18 protein-coding genes are annotated in these 16275 nt (G+C 41.5%); 9 read left to right on the forward strand and 9 right to left on the reverse strand.

Annotated features, from left to right (window positions below; all coding sequences use genetic code 11):
- The first annotated feature begins 102 nt into the window (after positions 1-102).
- The 7 genes from AB6N04_RS03260 (at position 103) to fghA (ending at position 5949) form a co-directional block, all read left to right on the forward strand.
- Positions 103-429: a DUF1090 family protein gene (locus AB6N04_RS03260; protein WP_369310500.1), complete on the forward strand. Its 327-nt coding sequence runs from the start codon at positions 103-105 to the stop codon at positions 427-429.
- A 224-nt stretch (positions 430-653) separates the two neighbouring features.
- Entirely contained in the window at positions 654-1397 is a 744-nt protein-coding gene (locus AB6N04_RS03265) for a DeoR/GlpR family DNA-binding transcription regulator (RefSeq protein ID WP_369311948.1), read from the forward strand.
- Positions 1398-1413: 16 nt separating this feature from the next.
- Positions 1414-2478 (forward strand): oxidoreductase, encoded by a 1065-nt coding sequence (locus tag AB6N04_RS03270; RefSeq protein ID WP_369310501.1) that lies wholly within the window; start codon positions 1414-1416, stop codon positions 2476-2478.
- 149 nt (positions 2479-2627) lie between these two features.
- Complete coding sequence (locus AB6N04_RS03275; protein ID WP_369310502.1) at positions 2628-3545, forward strand: bestrophin family protein; 918 nt, start codon at positions 2628-2630, stop codon at positions 3543-3545.
- A gap of 160 nt (positions 3546-3705) precedes the next feature.
- Positions 3706-3978, forward strand: coding sequence for a formaldehyde-responsive transcriptional repressor FrmR (frmR, locus tag AB6N04_RS03280; RefSeq protein WP_369311950.1), 273 nt, complete (start codon positions 3706-3708; stop codon positions 3976-3978).
- A gap of 17 nt (positions 3979-3995) precedes the next feature.
- The gene (locus AB6N04_RS03285; protein WP_369310503.1) at positions 3996-5108 is read left to right on the forward strand and encodes an S-(hydroxymethyl)glutathione dehydrogenase/class III alcohol dehydrogenase; all 1113 of its coding nucleotides are present in this window, start codon (positions 3996-3998) and stop codon (positions 5106-5108) included.
- Between the two features lie 10 nt (positions 5109-5118).
- Positions 5119-5949 carry an S-formylglutathione hydrolase gene (fghA, locus tag AB6N04_RS03290; protein WP_369310504.1) on the forward strand — a complete coding sequence of 277 codons (831 nt, stop codon included), beginning with the start codon at positions 5119-5121 and terminating at the stop codon, positions 5947-5949.
- Positions 5950-6019: 70 nt separating this feature from the next.
- Here the strand turns inward: fghA and AB6N04_RS03295 are convergent, their stop codons facing one another.
- The 8 genes from AB6N04_RS03295 to hemP form a co-directional block, all read right to left on the reverse strand.
- Entirely contained in the window at positions 6020-6238 is a 219-nt protein-coding gene (locus AB6N04_RS03295) for a HEAT repeat domain-containing protein (RefSeq protein WP_369310505.1), read from the reverse strand.
- A 308-nt stretch (positions 6239-6546) separates the two neighbouring features.
- The gene (locus tag AB6N04_RS03300; RefSeq protein WP_369310506.1) at positions 6547-6759 is read right to left on the reverse strand and encodes a HEAT repeat domain-containing protein; all 213 of its coding nucleotides are present in this window, start codon (positions 6757-6759) and stop codon (positions 6547-6549) included.
- A 277-nt stretch (positions 6760-7036) separates the two neighbouring features.
- Positions 7037-7825, reverse strand: a complete 789-nt coding sequence (locus AB6N04_RS03305; RefSeq protein ID WP_369310507.1) for a heme ABC transporter ATP-binding protein — start codon at positions 7823-7825, stop codon at positions 7037-7039.
- A 3-nt stretch (positions 7826-7828) separates the two neighbouring features.
- A complete protein-coding gene (locus AB6N04_RS03310; RefSeq protein WP_369310508.1) occupies positions 7829-8830 on the reverse strand; it encodes a FecCD family ABC transporter permease in 1002 nt (333 codons plus the stop codon).
- Entirely contained in the window at positions 8827-9648 is an 822-nt protein-coding gene (locus tag AB6N04_RS03315; RefSeq protein ID WP_369311952.1) for a hemin ABC transporter substrate-binding protein, read from the reverse strand. Before AB6N04_RS03315 ends, AB6N04_RS03310 begins: the two co-directional genes overlap by 4 nt.
- A gap of 17 nt (positions 9649-9665) precedes the next feature.
- On the reverse strand, positions 9666-10715 hold the full coding sequence (locus tag AB6N04_RS03320) for a hemin-degrading factor (RefSeq protein ID WP_369310509.1): 1050 nt from the start codon (positions 10713-10715) through the stop codon (positions 9666-9668).
- 25 nt (positions 10716-10740) lie between these two features.
- Positions 10741-12759 (reverse strand): TonB-dependent hemoglobin/transferrin/lactoferrin family receptor, encoded by a 2019-nt coding sequence (locus AB6N04_RS03325; protein WP_369310510.1) that lies wholly within the window; start codon positions 12757-12759, stop codon positions 10741-10743.
- Between the two features lie 359 nt (positions 12760-13118).
- Positions 13119-13292, reverse strand: a complete 174-nt coding sequence (gene hemP / locus AB6N04_RS03330) for a hemin uptake protein HemP (protein ID WP_369310511.1) — start codon at positions 13290-13292, stop codon at positions 13119-13121.
- A gap of 246 nt (positions 13293-13538) precedes the next feature.
- On the opposite strand from hemP, the gene AB6N04_RS03335 reads away from it, so the two are divergent.
- Positions 13539-14168, forward strand: coding sequence for an NAD-dependent dehydratase (locus AB6N04_RS03335; protein ID WP_369310512.1), 630 nt, complete (start codon positions 13539-13541; stop codon positions 14166-14168).
- A gap of 183 nt (positions 14169-14351) precedes the next feature.
- Positions 14352-15677, forward strand: coding sequence for an MFS transporter family glucose-6-phosphate receptor UhpC (gene uhpC, locus AB6N04_RS03340; protein WP_369310513.1), 1326 nt, complete (start codon positions 14352-14354; stop codon positions 15675-15677).
- A gap of 150 nt (positions 15678-15827) precedes the next feature.
- Here uhpC and AB6N04_RS03345 read toward each other — a convergent pair whose 3' ends face one another.
- The gene (locus tag AB6N04_RS03345) at positions 15828-15965 is read right to left on the reverse strand and encodes a hypothetical protein (RefSeq protein ID WP_369310514.1); all 138 of its coding nucleotides are present in this window, start codon (positions 15963-15965) and stop codon (positions 15828-15830) included.
- Between the last annotated feature and the right edge of the window lie 310 nt (positions 15966-16275).

Consider the following 16275-nt stretch of genomic DNA (forward strand, 5'->3'; position numbering starts at 1 on the left):
TAGTTTTTAACCTAAGCCAAATTAGGAGCTTACTTATATCAATAAAATATAAATGTGATGAAATAGAGCTGATTTATATTATTTATGTATTTGGAGAATGATATGAAAAAGATAATGGTAGTTATTTTATCAGTGATGTTTATTTCATTATCTTCACAAGCTGATCCTAATTATTATGGTTGTGATAAGAAAATTTACCAACTTGAAAAACAGTTAAGGTATGCAAAAATGCATAATAACCATCACAGGGTTGCGGCGTTAGAGCGCGCTATTTCGAATGTACAAAACCGTTGTTATGACCACTATTCTGGGGCAACAGGCCCTACGAAATTAAATGGTCGATATTATTCAGATGAAAGTCGTCAATTAGAACGAGAAATTGATGCACTGCGTGATGAAATTGAACGCTTAAAATCGTTAAAAAACTAAGGTTTATATAAATAAGGTAGATAGCAAAAATATTGCTTTCTACCTTATTTGTTTTTTCTTCCTCATAGCACTTCTTCGATTTCGTATTTCTTTATTTAAAGCTCAAGATAGGCAACGTCAATGCGTTTATGCCTGCGGTGATTATGACATCATTTTTGTGTTTATTTCTTCTAAAATTGCGGTATTATGAGGTAAATTGCAGCTTTTTGCGGGGTTTTGCTGTGATGCATAAACAAGCGAGACAGAATTATATTGTTGAAATAATAGCAAAAAAGGGGCAAGTGAGTGTTGCCGACCTTTCTAATCAGCTACAGGTATCTACAGATACCATCCGCCGTGATTTAACGGAGTTAGAAAACCAAGGATTGGCACAAAAAAGTCATGGGGGGGCCGTGGGGTTCAATGTGCCACTTATGGCTCGCCGTGGACGGAATATGTTATTACCTGAAGTTAAAAAGCAATTAGGGCAACAAGTTGCTAACTTGATACCGAGTGGTTCAACGCTTTTTTTGGACTCGGGTAGTACGCTAATGGCTGTCGCGAGCTTTATTCAAGGACCAATGAAAATTATTACAACATCCTTAGATATTGCAGCGCACTTTAGTGATCGTCACGATATTCAATTAATTTTATTAGGTGGTGAATGGGATCCTCAGCAGCGTTTGTTTGCGGGAAGTGCGACCTTATCCATGTTGGGACGATATTGTGCGGATATTGCTATTTTAGGGGCTTGTGCTTTGCACCCAACATTGGGATTGAGCGCAACGCAGGAAGCAGATTGCGATGTAAAACGCGCAATGCTCGCGAATAGCCAACTACATTGGGTTGTTGCGGACAGTACAAAACTAAATCTATGCCAACCTTATTTGGTCGCTAATTTAGACGAAATTGATCAACTGTTCTTGGATTGCCATTGGGATGAACTGAGTCCTAATTGCAGGGTGACGGTAAATTCTCTTAGTATTTAATGAACGGGGTAAGAATATGAGCAAAGAAATTAAGGTTGCATTAATTGGTTATGGCTTTGTGGGTAAAACATTTCATGCCCCTTTAATTAGGTCAGTTGACGGTTTGGATCTTGCTGTTGTGGCTTCCAGTGATGCAGAAAAAGTAAAACACGATATTCCAAATACCAGAGTTATCGCTTCTCCCCAAGAGGCGATCCTTCACCCCGATATTGATTTAGTTGTCATCGCGAGTCCAAATGCGACTCATGCTCCGCTAGCCAAGCTGGCTATTGAAGCGGGGAAAAATGTGGTGGTGGACAAGCCATTTACCTTAGACATGCAAGAAGCAAGGGAACTGATTGAATTGGCAAAAGCGCACAATGTCTTGTTATCGGTATTCCATAACCGCCGTTGGGACAGCGATTATTTAGCGATTAAAGAGGTTATTGAACAAAAGCAGATTGGTGAAGTAAAACATTTTGAGTCTCATATTGACCGATTCCGTCCTGAAGTGAGAGTCCGCTGGCGTGAACAAAACTTGCCTGGTAGCGGTTTATGGTTTGATTTAGGGCCTCATTTGGTCGATCAGGCACTGCAACTTTTTGGTTTACCGCAATCGGTGCAAGGTAATATAGCGACTTTAAGAAATAATGGTCAAATTAATGATTGGGCACATGTGCTATTAAATTACCCCACTCATAAAGTGATTTTACATTGCAGCATGTTAGCCGCAGGTGGGTTTACTCGCTTTACTGTACATGGAGATAAAGGTAGTGCAGTAAAATCTCAGCCAGATCAACAAGAAAAACAATTATTGCAAGGAATAACACCCCAAGATAAAGAATGGGGAGTTGATAATGACCCTATTATTTTAATCGATGAGACCTTGTCTGCTAAGCCGCAACAAACGCCGAAAGGCGACCAAAGCCAATATTATGTCAATATTCGCAATGCATTGAATGGCCAAGGGGCTAATCCTGTAACACCATTGGAGGCACTAGCGGTTATGGCTGTTTTAGAGGCGGCGGTAAAATCGGCACAGACAGGTACTACACAATCCTTGACGCTGACTGAAAACGAGATAATGCAATGGAATAAATAATGTGTGAGGAATAGCTGCTCTGGATTAATTCCATCAGCTATTTTTGAATGAGTGAGAAGTTGTTAACCAAACATGACCTATAGATTATCAGTTTGATAAATGAAATAATAAGTTTTATCTTGTTTTACTAAAAATTTACTTATTACATTATGGTCATTCGCCCGCATCAGCACTGGTTTTTTCGGTTGTTTGATTGGCACGGTTCCGTGCTGTCAAAAATCACCTTTCGGTTATCCCTTAATATTATGATTTCGATAGTTGCCGTATTGAGCTACCAATGGTACGAGCAATTAGGGATCCATTTAACTATCGCCCCTTTTAGCTTATTAGGGATAGCGATCGCTATCTTTTTGGGGTTTCGTAATAATGCATGCTATAGCCGTTTAATTGAAGCCAGAACATTGTGGGCTAATTTACTAATCAATCAACGCAATATTCTAAGAAATATTAAAGGATTATTACCGAACGATAAAAGTGCGCAAAAAGAGTTTGCGAATTTACTAGTCGCGTTTGCGTGGAGCTTAAAACATGAATTAAGAAAAACCAGCCCCATCGTTGATTTATATCGGCTATTGCCTCGTGCTATTTTTGATGAAGTTATCCGCAGCCCATTTCCAAGTAGCCGTATTTTAATGCAGATTGGACTAAAAGTAGGAGAACTGCGAGATAATAAAATTATCAGCGATGTACTATTCCAAGCGATTAATAAAGATATCAATGTATTATCTGATGTTTTAGGTGGGTGTGAGCGTATCTCAAATACCCCCATTCCTTTTGCTTATACTTTGATTTTACAACGTACAGTGTACCTTTTTTGTACATTATTGCCATTTGCATTAGTGGTTGATTTGCATTATATGACTCCGTTTGTTTCGGTATTTATTTCGTACACTTTTTTAGCTTGGGATTCACTGGCGGAAGAATTGGAAGATCCTTTTGGTACTTCTGCAAATGACCTTCCATTAAATGCGATTTGTAATAGTATTGAGCGAAATGCAATGGATATGCTTGATCTCAAACCCTTACCTCCTGTGAATAAACCCGATAAATACTTTAAGTTACTGTAATTTCTAATTGTATATCTCAATAAATGGCAAAATGAAATTTAGCTTATTTTGCCATTTATCCTATTCATTCTTCGATAGATTGGCCAATCAATAGGCTAATTCTGTACAGACAACCCTATTAATACTATACTCCCCCTATGTATATTGAAGAGGCTTAATGATGCCACATTCGCCAAAAGAAAAAAAAGCAGTATTGACTCGCGTTCGAAAACTCAAAGGGCAGCTTTTAGCGCTGGAGTCTGCACTGGAGGATGAAGTGGAGTGTGCGGCTGTTTTACAACAGATTGCCGCAATTCGTGGTGCCGTTAATGGATTAATGGCGGGAGTTTTAGAAAGTCATTTACGCGAAGGGCTCCAAGAGTCTGCCACCACACAGCATCAAAAAGCGTCTGTTGATGATGCTATTTCACTTATTCGCACTTATTTGCGTTAGTTAAAAAAGGAACAACGATGAAATCACGTGCAGCAGTCGCATTTGGTCCCGGCGAACCACTTAAAATTGTCGAGCTTGATGTTATGCCACCACAAGCTGGGGAAGTTTTAGTTAAAATTAGTCATACAGGTGTTTGTCACACTGACGCATTTACCCTGTCAGGGGAGGATCCAGAAGGGGTATTTCCAGCCGTTTTAGGTCATGAAGGGGCTGGTGTGGTGGTTGAAGTGGGGGAAGGCGTTACCAGTGTCAGCGTGGGTGATCATGTCATTCCACTCTATACCGCAGAATGTGGGAAGTGCGTATTTTGTCAGTCAGGTAAAACTAACTTGTGTGTGTCTGTTCGTGCAACACAAGGGAAAGGTGTGATGCCAGATGGAACCACCCGTTTTTCTTATAATGGTCAGCCGGTTTACCACTATATGGGGTGCTCAACATTCAGTGAATACACCGTTGTTGCTGAAGTTTCACTCGCAAAAATCAACCCTGAGGCTAATCACCAAGAAGTGTGCTTACTCGGCTGCGGGGTGACAACAGGTATTGGTGCAGTACACAATACAGCCAAAGTACAAGAAGGTGATTCTGTTGCCGTATTTGGGCTGGGGGGCATCGGCTTAGCGGTTATCCAAGGTGCGAGGCAAGCCAAAGCCGGACGTATTATTGCCATTGACACTAACCCAGCAAAGTTTGAATTAGCTCGCCAGTTTGGTGCTACAGAGTGCTTAAATCCGAAAGATTTTGATAAACCCATCCAGCAAGTGTTGATTGAGATGACTGAGTGGGGGGTTGATCATACTTTTGAATGCATTGGGAATGTCAATGTCATGCGCGCGGCACTGGAAAGTGCTCACCGTGGTTGGGGACAATCCATTATTATTGGTGTTGCTGGTGCAGGGCAGGAAATTTCAACGCGTCCATTCCAACTGGTCACTGGGCGTTCATGGCGTGGAACTGCTTTTGGTGGTGTAAAAGGGCGTAGCCAGTTACCTAAAATGGTTGAAGATGCGATGAAAGGTGATATTGAGCTTGCTCCGTTTGTCACCCATACATTGCCTCTTGAGCGTATTAATGAAGCTTTTGATTTAATGCATGAAGGTAAATCGATCCGTACTGTCATTCATTACGAATAGGGAGTCTTTGATGGAGAGAATTGAGCGCCACGCCTGTTTTGGCGGTTGGCAGGATGTTTATCAACATCATTCGTCGGTGTTAGGTTGTGATATGAAATTTGCAGCTTACTTACCGCCGCAAACAAAAACGCAGCCTTGCCCGGTGATTTATTGGCTGTCAGGGTTGACCTGTAACGAGCAAAATTTCATTACGAAAGCGGCGGCTCAGCAATTTGCCGCAGAGCATGGGGTCGTTCTTATTGCCCCCGATACCAGTCCAAGAGGGGAAGGTGTGGCAGATGATGCTGCCTATGACCTCGGTCAAGGTGCTGGGTTCTACGTCAATGCGTTGCAAGCGCCATGGAAACGCCATTATCAAATGTACGATTATATCGTTTCAGAGTTGCCAGCGTTAGTGGAAAGCCATTTACCGGTGACCGATAAACGGGCAATCTCAGGGCACTCCATGGGGGGGCATGGCGCATTAATGATTGGTTTGCGTAATGCTGAACGCTATTGCAGTTTATCTGCATTTGCACCGATTATTGCCCCTTCACAAGTACCATGGGGGCAAAAAGCCTTTACTGCATATTTGGGCGATGACCAGGCTCAATGGGCGCAATATGATACAGTTGAACTGCTGAGTAAAATTCAAGTGGTGCCGCCAATATTCGTGGATGTTGGCACGGCGGATCCCTTTTACGATGAACAATTAAAACCTGAATTGCTCGCTGAAATTAGTGAGCAAAAGCAGTTAGATTGTCAACTGCATTTACGTGAAGGTTATGACCACAGTTACTACTTTATTAGTAGTTTTATTGGCGAACATATTGCCTTTCACGCACATCATTTAAAACAGTAGCCATAAAATAGAAGGGTAAGATTGCAAACAGTTTTACCCTTCTATTATTTTCTTGTTATCCGTAGTTTTGTTAATCATTATCATGATTTAAAAGTTTACTTACCGCTTTAATTGCACTGATAGCCACATCTCGATTTGGATCATTACAGAGTTCCAGCAAACGGTTCATGGTATTAATGTGCGTTACGGGTGACTTGCAATCTCCGAGCGCTGAAATTGCAGCTATTTTGACATCGTCATTTTTTCTATTAGTTAAATCGAGCAATGTATTGATGGCTTGTGTATCCATTATCTATCCTATGTAATCACGTTACAAAATTGGCTAGTCAAATATACTGATATTTAATATATATCAGCATTTAAGTTCAATAATATTAATGTTATCAAAATATTTAAGCTAAAAATATAAAAAAAAGCGGATAGGATGAAAAAGGTGTAATTGATTGGTTTTAATAAAAAAATAGTAATAGGGTCACTGCAAAGCCGACGTAGACGATAGAGGCGTTAAAAATTAGCACAAATATATGGGGAGGCGACAAGTCAAAATACCAGATGATTGGTTAACAAATTAACTCAATCATAAGGAACGGTTTTCTGTCAAAAATGGTCAGATAATTTACTTAACGCTCTAATTGCAGAGACTGCGACATCTTTATTGGGATCTTTACATAATTCAAGAAGACGATAAATAGCAGTTTGTTGTTCAACAGTGGCGCGATAATCCCCTAATGCAGAAATTGCGGCAATTTTTACATCATCATTGCCACGGTGTGTTAATTCAATCAAGGTTTGAATAATATTGTTTTCCATTTTTAGCCTTATTAGTCCATCTGTATGTTTAAGCATATTTTAAGGAAAAATCCTTAACATTTTTCTTCAAATTTCAAACAGCTACCAATAGATTGTGTCAATTTAACACCTCTTTAGTGGGAAAATTGAGCCATTGATTTACCATGTAAATTCAAAGGCTATCAATCTCAGTAAATTGAATGACTTAAGGTAAATATGTGAGAGAGGGGTAAATTGATAACGAAAGGAAAGGGCACGCAGTTAGCGTGCTCTTATTGATAATAAGGTGACGACACCCTTAATGGCGTAAATAGACATAAGGTGTATCATTTTCAGGGTGTTGACTTACCCCTAAATCAGCTTGGTACCAGCGAGTAAGATTTTTCGTGGTTAACACTTGCGTAGGAGTACCGCTAGCGGCTAGTTTCCCTTCATGGATCAGATAAACACGATCAGCATACAGTGCGGTTAGGTTTAAATCATGCAGTACGCAACATACCCCGATAGGACGCTCACGAGTAAGTTGGTGCAATAGGCGTAAACTATGTTGCTGGTGGTACAAATCAAGGGCGGATGTGGGCTCATCTAAAAATAAGCAGGCTCTTTGGGCTGTAGGCTGCCACAGTTGTGCGAGGACTCGGGCCAACTGAACGCGTTGCTGTTCGCCACCAGAAAGCTGCCGATAGTCACGATGGCGCAGTATTTGGCAATGGGTTAGAGCTAAAGCTTCATCAATGGCAACTTGCTTGTATTCAGAACCATAAGGTGTACGCCCCATAGCGACAACATCTTCAACAGTGAAAGCGAACTGCAAGTGGCTATGTTGTTTCATCACAGCCCGTTTACGGGCTAATTCATGACCTTGCCACGCTTGTAAAGAGCGCCCCTCTAATAGGCAATCACCTTGGGTGGGCGTGATATAGCCAGTTAATAATTTTAGTAGACTGGATTTTCCTGCGCCATTAGGTCCAATAATCACCACCATTTCATGGGGTTTAATCGAGAGACTAATATTATTAACTAATGTTTTATTATCGATTTGATAAGTGAGATCCCGCGCCTCTAATAAAACAGATGTATCTTGCATCGATTAAATTCTCCCAGCAGGTTGGCGTAAAATTAACCATAAGAAATAAGGCCCACCAATCAGCCCTGTGAGTAAACCAACCGGAATTTCAGCGGGGGCAACCGCTGTTCTTGCAATGGTATCGGCGATAAGTAACAGGGCGGCGCCGACAATGGCAGAACCCGGTATTAGCCAGCGGTGATCAGGACCTAAAGTCATACGAATTAAGTGGGGGATCACTAACCCAACAAAGCCAATCACGCCACTCATTGCGACAGCACACCCAACTAATAAAGCACTAAGTAATAACAACACAAACTTAGCACGTTCAACATTCAAGCCAAGGTAGTGAGCATCTTCATCCCCCAATTGGAGGATATTGAGCTTATTTCCTTGCCATAAACAAGCTACGGTAACAGGTAAAATAATAGTGGCTGCAATACTCAGTGACGTCCAATCCACATTACCGAGCGAGCCCATCATCCAAAGACTAAAGGTTCTTAATTGTTGGTCATTACTGATATAACTCAGCACACCGATAAATGACATACAGAGTGCATTAATTGCAATGCCAGCCAGTAATAATCGAGCCAAATTACCATTGGATGAACGGTTTAAGCTAAAAATAATTAAGGAAACCACTAAGCTGCCAATAAATGCGGCAGCGATGTGACCATAATTTTGCATTACCGCAGGGAGTGAAAAAGATAAAATAATAAAGGCGGCAACAGCTAATGCTGCACCACTGCTGATCCCCAGTAAACTGGGATCCGCAAGTGGGTTACGAAAAAGCCCCTGCATAATGGCACCTGACACTGCAAGTGCCAGCCCTACTAGAACCGCAATTAAGACTCGAGGTAAACGAATATTTAGCCAAATTTGCCAGTCAGGATCAGCGGCAGAAGCCTGCCACAGTTTCTGGAACGAGAAATTTATCGGCCCTGCATTTGAGGCAATAAACGTGAGACCCAAAAGTATGAACAATAAAATAATAATAACGAAAAAAGGGCGCTGAAAACGGATCATTGGGACTTCTCTAATGCCTCACGTAATTGCTGCATTACTTTTGGGGTACCTAAGCTAAACGTTAGCATACCAACATCATCAACGACGGCGAGCGCTTTATTTTTCCCTGCGGGAGTCATTGCAATTCCAGGCAAATTCCACACGCGATCAACACCGCCTAATGACTTAATCCCTTCTTCTGTGAAGACAATTAAATCTGGTTGACTAGACAGCAAGCCTTCAGATGAAAGAGGGCGATAGCTATCAAAATTTGCCATCGCATTTTTCGCACCAATGGCTGTGATCATGCTATCAACTGCGGTTTTTTTCCCTGCGGCAAGGGGAAGTACTCCACCATGACTCATGATAAATAACACTTTTTTATCAATCGGGGCCGTATTGACTTGGCTTAGGGATTGGTTGAATTTATCCACCAATTGCTGACCTTGCTCCGGCTTACCCACGGCGGCTGCAATAGAGGTTATTTTTTCTGGAATGGCTTCTAAACTCGGTTTTCCCGTGATTTTGATGACTTTAACACCACTTTTTTCAATTTGAGTTAAAGCCAGCGAAGGTTTTGCTAGTTCGCTGGCAAGTACCAGTGTCGGGCGCATTGAAAGCACGCCTTCTGCGTTAAGCATTCGCATGTAACCCACATCAGGAAGCTTGGAGGCTTGCGCTGGGTGCAGGCTGGTGCTGTCACGGGCAACGAGTTGCTCTTGAGCACCAAGTTCGTAAACTATCTCTGTCACATCACCACCGAGGGTGACAATGCGTTCAACTGCATATGAAGTGAACGAGACAAACAGAACTGAAAAGGTTAGAAGCCATTGTTTCATCATAAATTACCTAAATTTTAAATGCGGGGCAAAGCAGTCACTTGTTGACGCCATTGTTCTTGCTCTGGCGTACCTTCAGTGCGTTGACCGTACATTTGTGCGATTTGATTCCCTTCAATATCGAAAACTTCAAGGCTGGTCACAAAGCCATCTAGTGTTGGTTTGGGTGTCACCCAACACTCATGAATGCCGTTTTCAATCATGTGTAAGGTAAAATCAGGATTGAAAATATTAAGCCATTTCAAATCTGAACCTTCACTCTGATATGGCACGATTTTTTTGATTTCACCAGTGAAAATTTGCACACATCCGCGGTTGCCCACAAAAATCATGATTTCGTTCTGGTCTTGGAACGCAGTATTAATCAGCTGATTAAAGGCATTATTCGGCACTTTCCATGCTAAATCATCACTGACGGCGGCGAAAACCTGCTGGCGGCTCAAGTTATGTTTTTTCAATAAAACAAAAAATTGATGCACATCGGTCATGTCGCGCCACTCTTGCTCTAACTGCTGTTTTAGCGCATCACTAATCGGCGGGTTAGTTAATGGTGTTGCAGGTTCAAGGATTAATTCACGGTTATCTTGAGTTGCATATTTTTCTACCAATGTTTGCCATGCTGCCATGTCAGTTTCATCTGTGGTGTAGACTTTATGCAGTGCATCACCTTGTTTATCAAAGAACTGAATGCTGTGGCGCTCACCGTGTTTGGTTTCTTCTGTCAATGCGAAAATGGCATCCCAATGGGCAAAAAACATCCGTAAATCCAAGGCGCGTGGATTTAAAATTAAGCCACTGTGAGAGCTGAATGTCGCATTGTCATAACGACCCACTTGTTCATGAACCACGTATTCATTGCGAGTAATCGCTTTGACTTGCCCCACTGACGCTAATTCAGTCAATAGCGTTGGTGCGTCAACGTCTAAGCGCACTGCGTTATCATGACCAACACGGCTATGCAGCAGTTGTGCTTCAGAAATATTGAGGTAAGCGGCAAGATCACGAGCGTATTTGGCCTTGTTATCTGCTTTCGCTTGTTGGTAACGCGCAAAAATGGATGAATCCACGTCTATCTCCTTAATAATGTGTGAATTACCACTGGAAACTGACCAGTAGTTTGGCATTACGTCCATCTTGAGGAATGCCCTGTGATGAGTAATATTCTTTGTCGAAAGCGTTGCCTAACACCACGCTAGTGCCTAATCCTTTGAGTTTGCCGTCACCTTGGTAGCTAACATAAAAATCATGTACGGCGTAGCCTGCTTGTTGCTTTGCTTTAGATGCCTTATTGAAATCTGTATGGCGAGTAAATTCCCCTAACCAGCCCACGGAAAAACCACTATTAGCGACAGGAATGGATAGGTTACTGGTGAACGATTCTGGCTTGATTGACGTAATTGATTTGCCGTCAAACTCGTTTTTGCCTGTAGTTCGGTTATAGGCTAAGTTCCATGTGAAATAGTCTGTTGTATAATCCAGTGATGCATCTACCCCCCAGATTTTGGCGCGTTTTGCGTTAATTGAGGTTGTGTAATTATTTTCTGGGTGGACAAAATCAGGTTCAGGGGTGACATAAGTATTGATATAATCCTTGGCTTTGGTATCAAAATAGCTTGCTTTAAATCGCAGGTTATCCCTTTCCATCAATAAGTCGTCAAAACGTAGGCCAAAACCATATTCAGCGGTGCGTGTTGATTCTGGTTTTAGATTTGGATTCGGTCGCCATTTATTGACAATCGGGCCGATCCGAAAGTGGGCTTCATCGTTATACATTTCCATCATCGTAGGGGCGCGGAAGGCTTCAGAGTAAGATGCAAATAACATGGACCAATCCGTGGGTGTAATGCTGATTGCACCTTTCGATGACCATTTATCTGCTTTCACATCCTCATTGCCTTTTGCCTTTGATTTATAGTGGTCATAACGTGTACCAATAATAAATGACACCGGTAAATCTTTTAGTGCAATTTCATCTTGTAAAAAGCCAGAAGCAAAGGTGATATCCGCATCAGGGAATTGAGTTGTGTTGGCGTAAGGGGTTTGCTTTTGCTTATAAGCTTCGCTGCCATAGGTAAGGTTATGTGCTGCAAGTGGTAAATCATAAAAGTGGGTACGATTGTCTACTTTTAAGCCGTAGGTTTTTTGCGTACGACCTTCATAGGGCGTGCCTTTCCCTTTTGCTGTAATGTTGACCTCTGAATAATAAGGCGTGACTTTTAAGTCGAGCCAATTTTGTGACGCGGGATTGAACTGATATGTCCCTTGGACATCACGTTGACGCGTGGTGCGGTTAACGTTGAGGTTATCGGTGCCTACATCCAATTTTTGCGGGTTTTTAGGTTCATGGGCATCATTATTATAATAACGCACTTGACCAGCAATCTTTTGTGCATCATCAATTTGCCATGTGCCTTTGGCTAGCAGGTTGGCAATGGTTTCTTTGTTATCCATGTCGTCGCCATTACTGAGGCGAATATCTCCCACTTCCTTTGTGACAAAGCTGAATACACCATCAAGATTATCGCTACGCCCAAATGTTGTACCGCCAAAACCAAAACTATGATCGCCAGTTGCCGCTTGAGAAAACACGCGAAAACCGTGATTTTGACCATCGCGTAGCAGGTCTTTGGCATCAACGGTTTCCCACGCTATCACGCCACCCATCGCACCACTGCCATAGAGCATGGCGGAGGGACCACGAACAATTTCTACTTGCTTAATGAGTGCGGGGTCAATAAATGTCCCATTCACGTGACCTGTGTCGGTGCCTTGGCGGACGCCATCAACTAAGGTCAAAACGCCACGGCGGTCAAAGCCACGCATGGAAACATCTTGCCCATTCGCACGGCTGGTTCCTGCCACGTTGATGCCTGGTACTTTGCGTAGAATGTCATTGACCGTGCTGGCTGTTTGGGTTTCAGGTGAAGTATTTTTAATTACAGTTACCATCATTGGCGTATCAAAGCTGTCACGTTCAGTGCCTGTTGCATAAACAGTCATAACGTCATTGCTTTTTTTGGTCGTTGAAGGTTCTGCCGTTTGTGCATGAGCGCTGGTGATGACGCTTAGGATTGCACTGGTCAACACGGATATCCGTAAAACATGGGACATAATGGTGATACTCCGTAAAAATGTTATGTTTGCTAATCTAATTAGCGAAAATAAAAGGCTATTTTATGTAATGGTTAAATGTTTATAGGCAGGCTCATTGCCCGTCTGGAGGATAGGAGATTGGCATTACATAGGGAGGTTCAACGGTATGATACGCAACAACATCGCAAAGTAATCGAGTTAGCGTTGCGGATTGTACCAAGTCGGAGTATGACCTTTTTGTTTGCTTTATAGATGAAAAATGAGCAAATACAGACGGCAGTTTAAACCCCATAGAAACCTATTCCTATGTTTTAGATTAAGCTGGCTGCCTGGATGATTCACCTAGGTGGCTTGCGGATAAAATTTTTATTAGAACGTTACTTTGTTAAAATCAATTTACCTGTACGCGTTTGCCTTAGCTGATAAAGCTCGCCATTGTGTTGTATAGAGACTTTTCCTGTCGGCCCCAAGAGCTGCTGGCTCTCTATAACGTCAGTTTTGATGGTTTGTTTGGCCTTTTCGGCGCTCTGTTCTACAACTGGCGTTGTCATATTATTTACCATAATAACTAATCTGATAATAGAAATGATATTGAGAATTATTATCTTTATAATTATGGCTGATATCAAGTGATTTTCACAATCAAACAACAAAAGAACTACAAAATGCGATATGAGTACAAAAATGCAGCATTTGCTTAGGGGATAGGGTATATATAAGAAGAACCTATAATTGAAATGGATTTGTCATTATTTAGCCATTGGTGGTTATTATCATAAAAAGAAAGGCGATGATTTATGAAAATACTTTTAATCGGAGCAACAGGGTTAGTTGGCAGCCATGTGTTAGCGCAAGCCCTTGCCGATCCTCGGATTAGTCAAATTATCGCTCCAGTGCGCCATGCGTTACCTGATCACCCCAAACTGTCAGCGCCAATAGTCAATTTTGAACAGCTTCCTGATGACGCCAATATTTGGCAAGTGGATGCGGTAATTTGTACATTAGGTTCAACAATGAAAGTCGCAGGTTCAAAAGCTGCATTTCGTCAGGTTGATTACATTTATCCATTGGCCTGTGCGAAACTTGCCAAAAAGTGGGGTTGTGAAACGTATGCGTTAACTTCGGCTTTAGGTGCGAATGCAAATTCGCCATTCTTTTACAGCCGTGTAAAAGGGCAGCTTGAACAAAGCTTAATCGCCTTGAATTTTGCGTCATTGACACTGGTACGCCCAAATGTCATTAGTGGTCACCGTAATCAAGAGCGCCTTGGTGAGGTGATTGTTATCCGAATTCTTTCCTGTTTATCCCGCATATTGCCTGCTAGCTGTCAGATTAGCCCTGCAACAAACATTGCAATTGCTTTGTTAAATTCGGTAATTGACTCAGAGCATGGTGTTAAAATCATTTCATCCAAGCAATTAGCATAATAATCGTCAGGTTATTTTTCGTGTTTCTGTTATAGGTAAAATAAGAAAAAGTGCATTATTTGATGTATGTAACACTTTGAAATAAAATTGTAATAAAAACGTAACAATAGGTACATTCACTTATTGTTACGATAAAACTATTGTCATATTTTTGCCTGCTAGTACTTTAAGACGGGATTAACTATGTCAATATTTAAGGAACAACCAGATATACCAGTGACAATGTCGAAATCTGAAATCGACGCTAAATATAAATACTGGCGATTACATTTAATGATTGTGAGCTACATTGGCTACGCAGTTTTTTATTTTACACGTAAAAGTTTTAACTTTGTGATGCCTGAGATGTTAACCGACTTAGGGATCACCAAGGCCGATATCGGTATGGTTGGAACGGCATTCTACCTAACCTACGGCGCATCTAAATTCCTTTCAGGTATTATTGGTGATAGGTCGAACCCTCGCTATTTTATGGGGATTGGTTTAATCGCGACGGGAGTGGTGAATATTCTATTCGGCTTAACCTCTTCGATATCCATGTTTATTGCATTGTGGATGATTAATGCTTTCTTCCAAGGTTGGGGCTGGCCACCTTGTGCCAAGATCCTCAACACATGGTATTCACGTAATGAGCGTGGGCTCTGGTGGGCGATTTGGAATACTTCTCATAATATTGGAGGGGCAATAATTCCAATTTTATCCGGTAGTGTCGCGCTTATATTAGGCTGGCGTTACGGGATGATCATTCCGGGGATCATTGCTGTTGTGGTTGGTATTGGTCTATGTATTTTATTGCGCGATAGACCGCGTACGATGGGATTGCCAACCGTTGGAGAGTGGCGTAATGACCTTGAAGAATTAAAATATGAAGCTAAAGGTGCTGGCTTGCCGTTAGGCAAAATTCTTAACGAATATATCTTCAAGAATAAAGTTCTTTGGGTTCTCGCCATCTCTTATGCGGTTATTTATATCGTCAGAACGGGTATCAACGATTGGGCGAACTTATATTTAATTGAAGAACATGGCTTTAATTTACTTTCAGCTAACGCTGTCGTGATGATGTTTGAGATTGGTGGTTTCTTCGGTGCAATTGTTGCAGGGTGGGGATCTGACTTAATCTTTAAAGGTAACCGTGCGCAAATGAACGTGATCTACGCATTGGGTATTATTATTACGTCATTTTGTTTGTGGATTGTGCCTGTTGATAATGAATATGTTTTCTCGTTCCTATTCTTTATGACCGGTTTCTTTATCTTCGGTCCACAATTCTTAATCGCAATGGCTGCGGCTGAAAACTCCCATAAAAATGCGGCGGGCGCATCGACAGGTTTTGTGAGCTTATTTGCTTATGTTGGTGCGTCAATCGCAGGTTACCCATTATCGATTGTGATTGAAAAATACCAGTGGAATGGCTTCTATTCTTTACTGTTAACTTTATCTATTTTCTTAATTTTACTGTTGATCATTGCGATGGTTATGACTAAGAAGAAAGTGATAGCTGAAGGGTAATTTGTCAAAGATATTATTAATCGCATTTTAATTTAATGGATAGTGAAGTGCCTCCCAAAGGTTGCCATAATAAAAAGGTCAGTTTGTCCTTTGGGAGGTGCACGCATTACGTCAATGTTTTTAATAGTAACATCTCCTGTTTTTATTGATTTAAGCCCATTCCCAGAATACAAACAAAGCCGCAGAACGATTTAGTAATAGGTTCAACGGCATCAGTGTATAGCCTTTCATTTGCTCTGCTTTGATCAGTGACTCAAACCGTTGGCTTGCTAGGGGCTGTTTATTCATATTGGTTAATGAATTATCAAATTTATTGAGGGGCTAAAACAAGTTAGGTTTCGCCTATCTCGACACGTATCGGCTGTTTCTATCGCTTCTTTCAAGGAACCTATCCCCTCTAGCGAAACAACCAAAGGCGTCAGCCAGAATAGATAAATAGCGTTGATTTCCCTTATTGTGAACTAGTGGCTTTTCGATGAGCAGTTGGAATGCTTTTATTTTTTTGTGTAAACGTTTACACTAATCGAGGTGGATCACAGAAGCGGACAGCAACTCATTGTTATACTCCCCAGTAATGACAAGTTAAAAGATTAGAAAA

The organism is Providencia rettgeri (assembly GCF_041075285.1).
Classification (GTDB): Bacteria; Pseudomonadota; Gammaproteobacteria; order Enterobacterales; family Enterobacteriaceae; genus Providencia; species Providencia rettgeri_G.

What these genes read in the sequence shown, in the direction of transcription:
- AB6N04_RS03260 (WP_369310500.1), top strand. Translation starts at nt 103, where the DNA reads ATGAAAAAGATAATGGTAGTTATTTTATCAGTGATGTTTATTTCATTA.
- AB6N04_RS03265 (WP_369311948.1), top strand. Translation starts at nt 654, where the DNA reads ATGCATAAACAAGCGAGACAGAATTATATTGTTGAAATAATAGCAAAA.
- AB6N04_RS03270 (WP_369310501.1), top strand. Translation starts at nt 1,414, where the DNA reads ATGAGCAAAGAAATTAAGGTTGCATTAATTGGTTATGGCTTTGTGGGT.
- AB6N04_RS03275 (WP_369310502.1), top strand. Translation starts at nt 2,628, where the DNA reads ATGGTCATTCGCCCGCATCAGCACTGGTTTTTTCGGTTGTTTGATTGG.
- frmR (WP_369311950.1), top strand. Translation starts at nt 3,706, where the DNA reads ATGCCACATTCGCCAAAAGAAAAAAAAGCAGTATTGACTCGCGTTCGA.
- AB6N04_RS03285 (WP_369310503.1), top strand. Translation starts at nt 3,996, where the DNA reads ATGAAATCACGTGCAGCAGTCGCATTTGGTCCCGGCGAACCACTTAAA.
- fghA (WP_369310504.1), top strand. Translation starts at nt 5,119, where the DNA reads ATGGAGAGAATTGAGCGCCACGCCTGTTTTGGCGGTTGGCAGGATGTT.
- AB6N04_RS03295 (WP_369310505.1), bottom strand. Translation starts at nt 6,238, where the DNA reads ATGGATACACAAGCCATCAATACATTGCTCGATTTAACTAATAGAAAA.
- AB6N04_RS03300 (WP_369310506.1), bottom strand. Translation starts at nt 6,759, where the DNA reads ATGGAAAACAATATTATTCAAACCTTGATTGAATTAACACACCGTGGC.
- AB6N04_RS03305 (WP_369310507.1), bottom strand. Translation starts at nt 7,825, where the DNA reads ATGCAAGATACATCTGTTTTATTAGAGGCGCGGGATCTCACTTATCAA.
- AB6N04_RS03310 (WP_369310508.1), bottom strand. Translation starts at nt 8,830, where the DNA reads ATGATCCGTTTTCAGCGCCCTTTTTTCGTTATTATTATTTTATTGTTC.
- AB6N04_RS03315 (WP_369311952.1), bottom strand. Translation starts at nt 9,648, where the DNA reads ATGAAACAATGGCTTCTAACCTTTTCAGTTCTGTTTGTCTCGTTCACT.
- AB6N04_RS03325 (WP_369310510.1), bottom strand. Translation starts at nt 12,759, where the DNA reads ATGTCCCATGTTTTACGGATATCCGTGTTGACCAGTGCAATCCTAAGC.
- hemP (WP_369310511.1), bottom strand. Translation starts at nt 13,292, where the DNA reads ATGACAACGCCAGTTGTAGAACAGAGCGCCGAAAAGGCCAAACAAACC.
- AB6N04_RS03335 (WP_369310512.1), top strand. Translation starts at nt 13,539, where the DNA reads ATGAAAATACTTTTAATCGGAGCAACAGGGTTAGTTGGCAGCCATGTG.
- uhpC (WP_369310513.1), top strand. Translation starts at nt 14,352, where the DNA reads ATGTCAATATTTAAGGAACAACCAGATATACCAGTGACAATGTCGAAA.
- AB6N04_RS03345 (WP_369310514.1), bottom strand. Translation starts at nt 15,965, where the DNA reads ATGAATAAACAGCCCCTAGCAAGCCAACGGTTTGAGTCACTGATCAAA.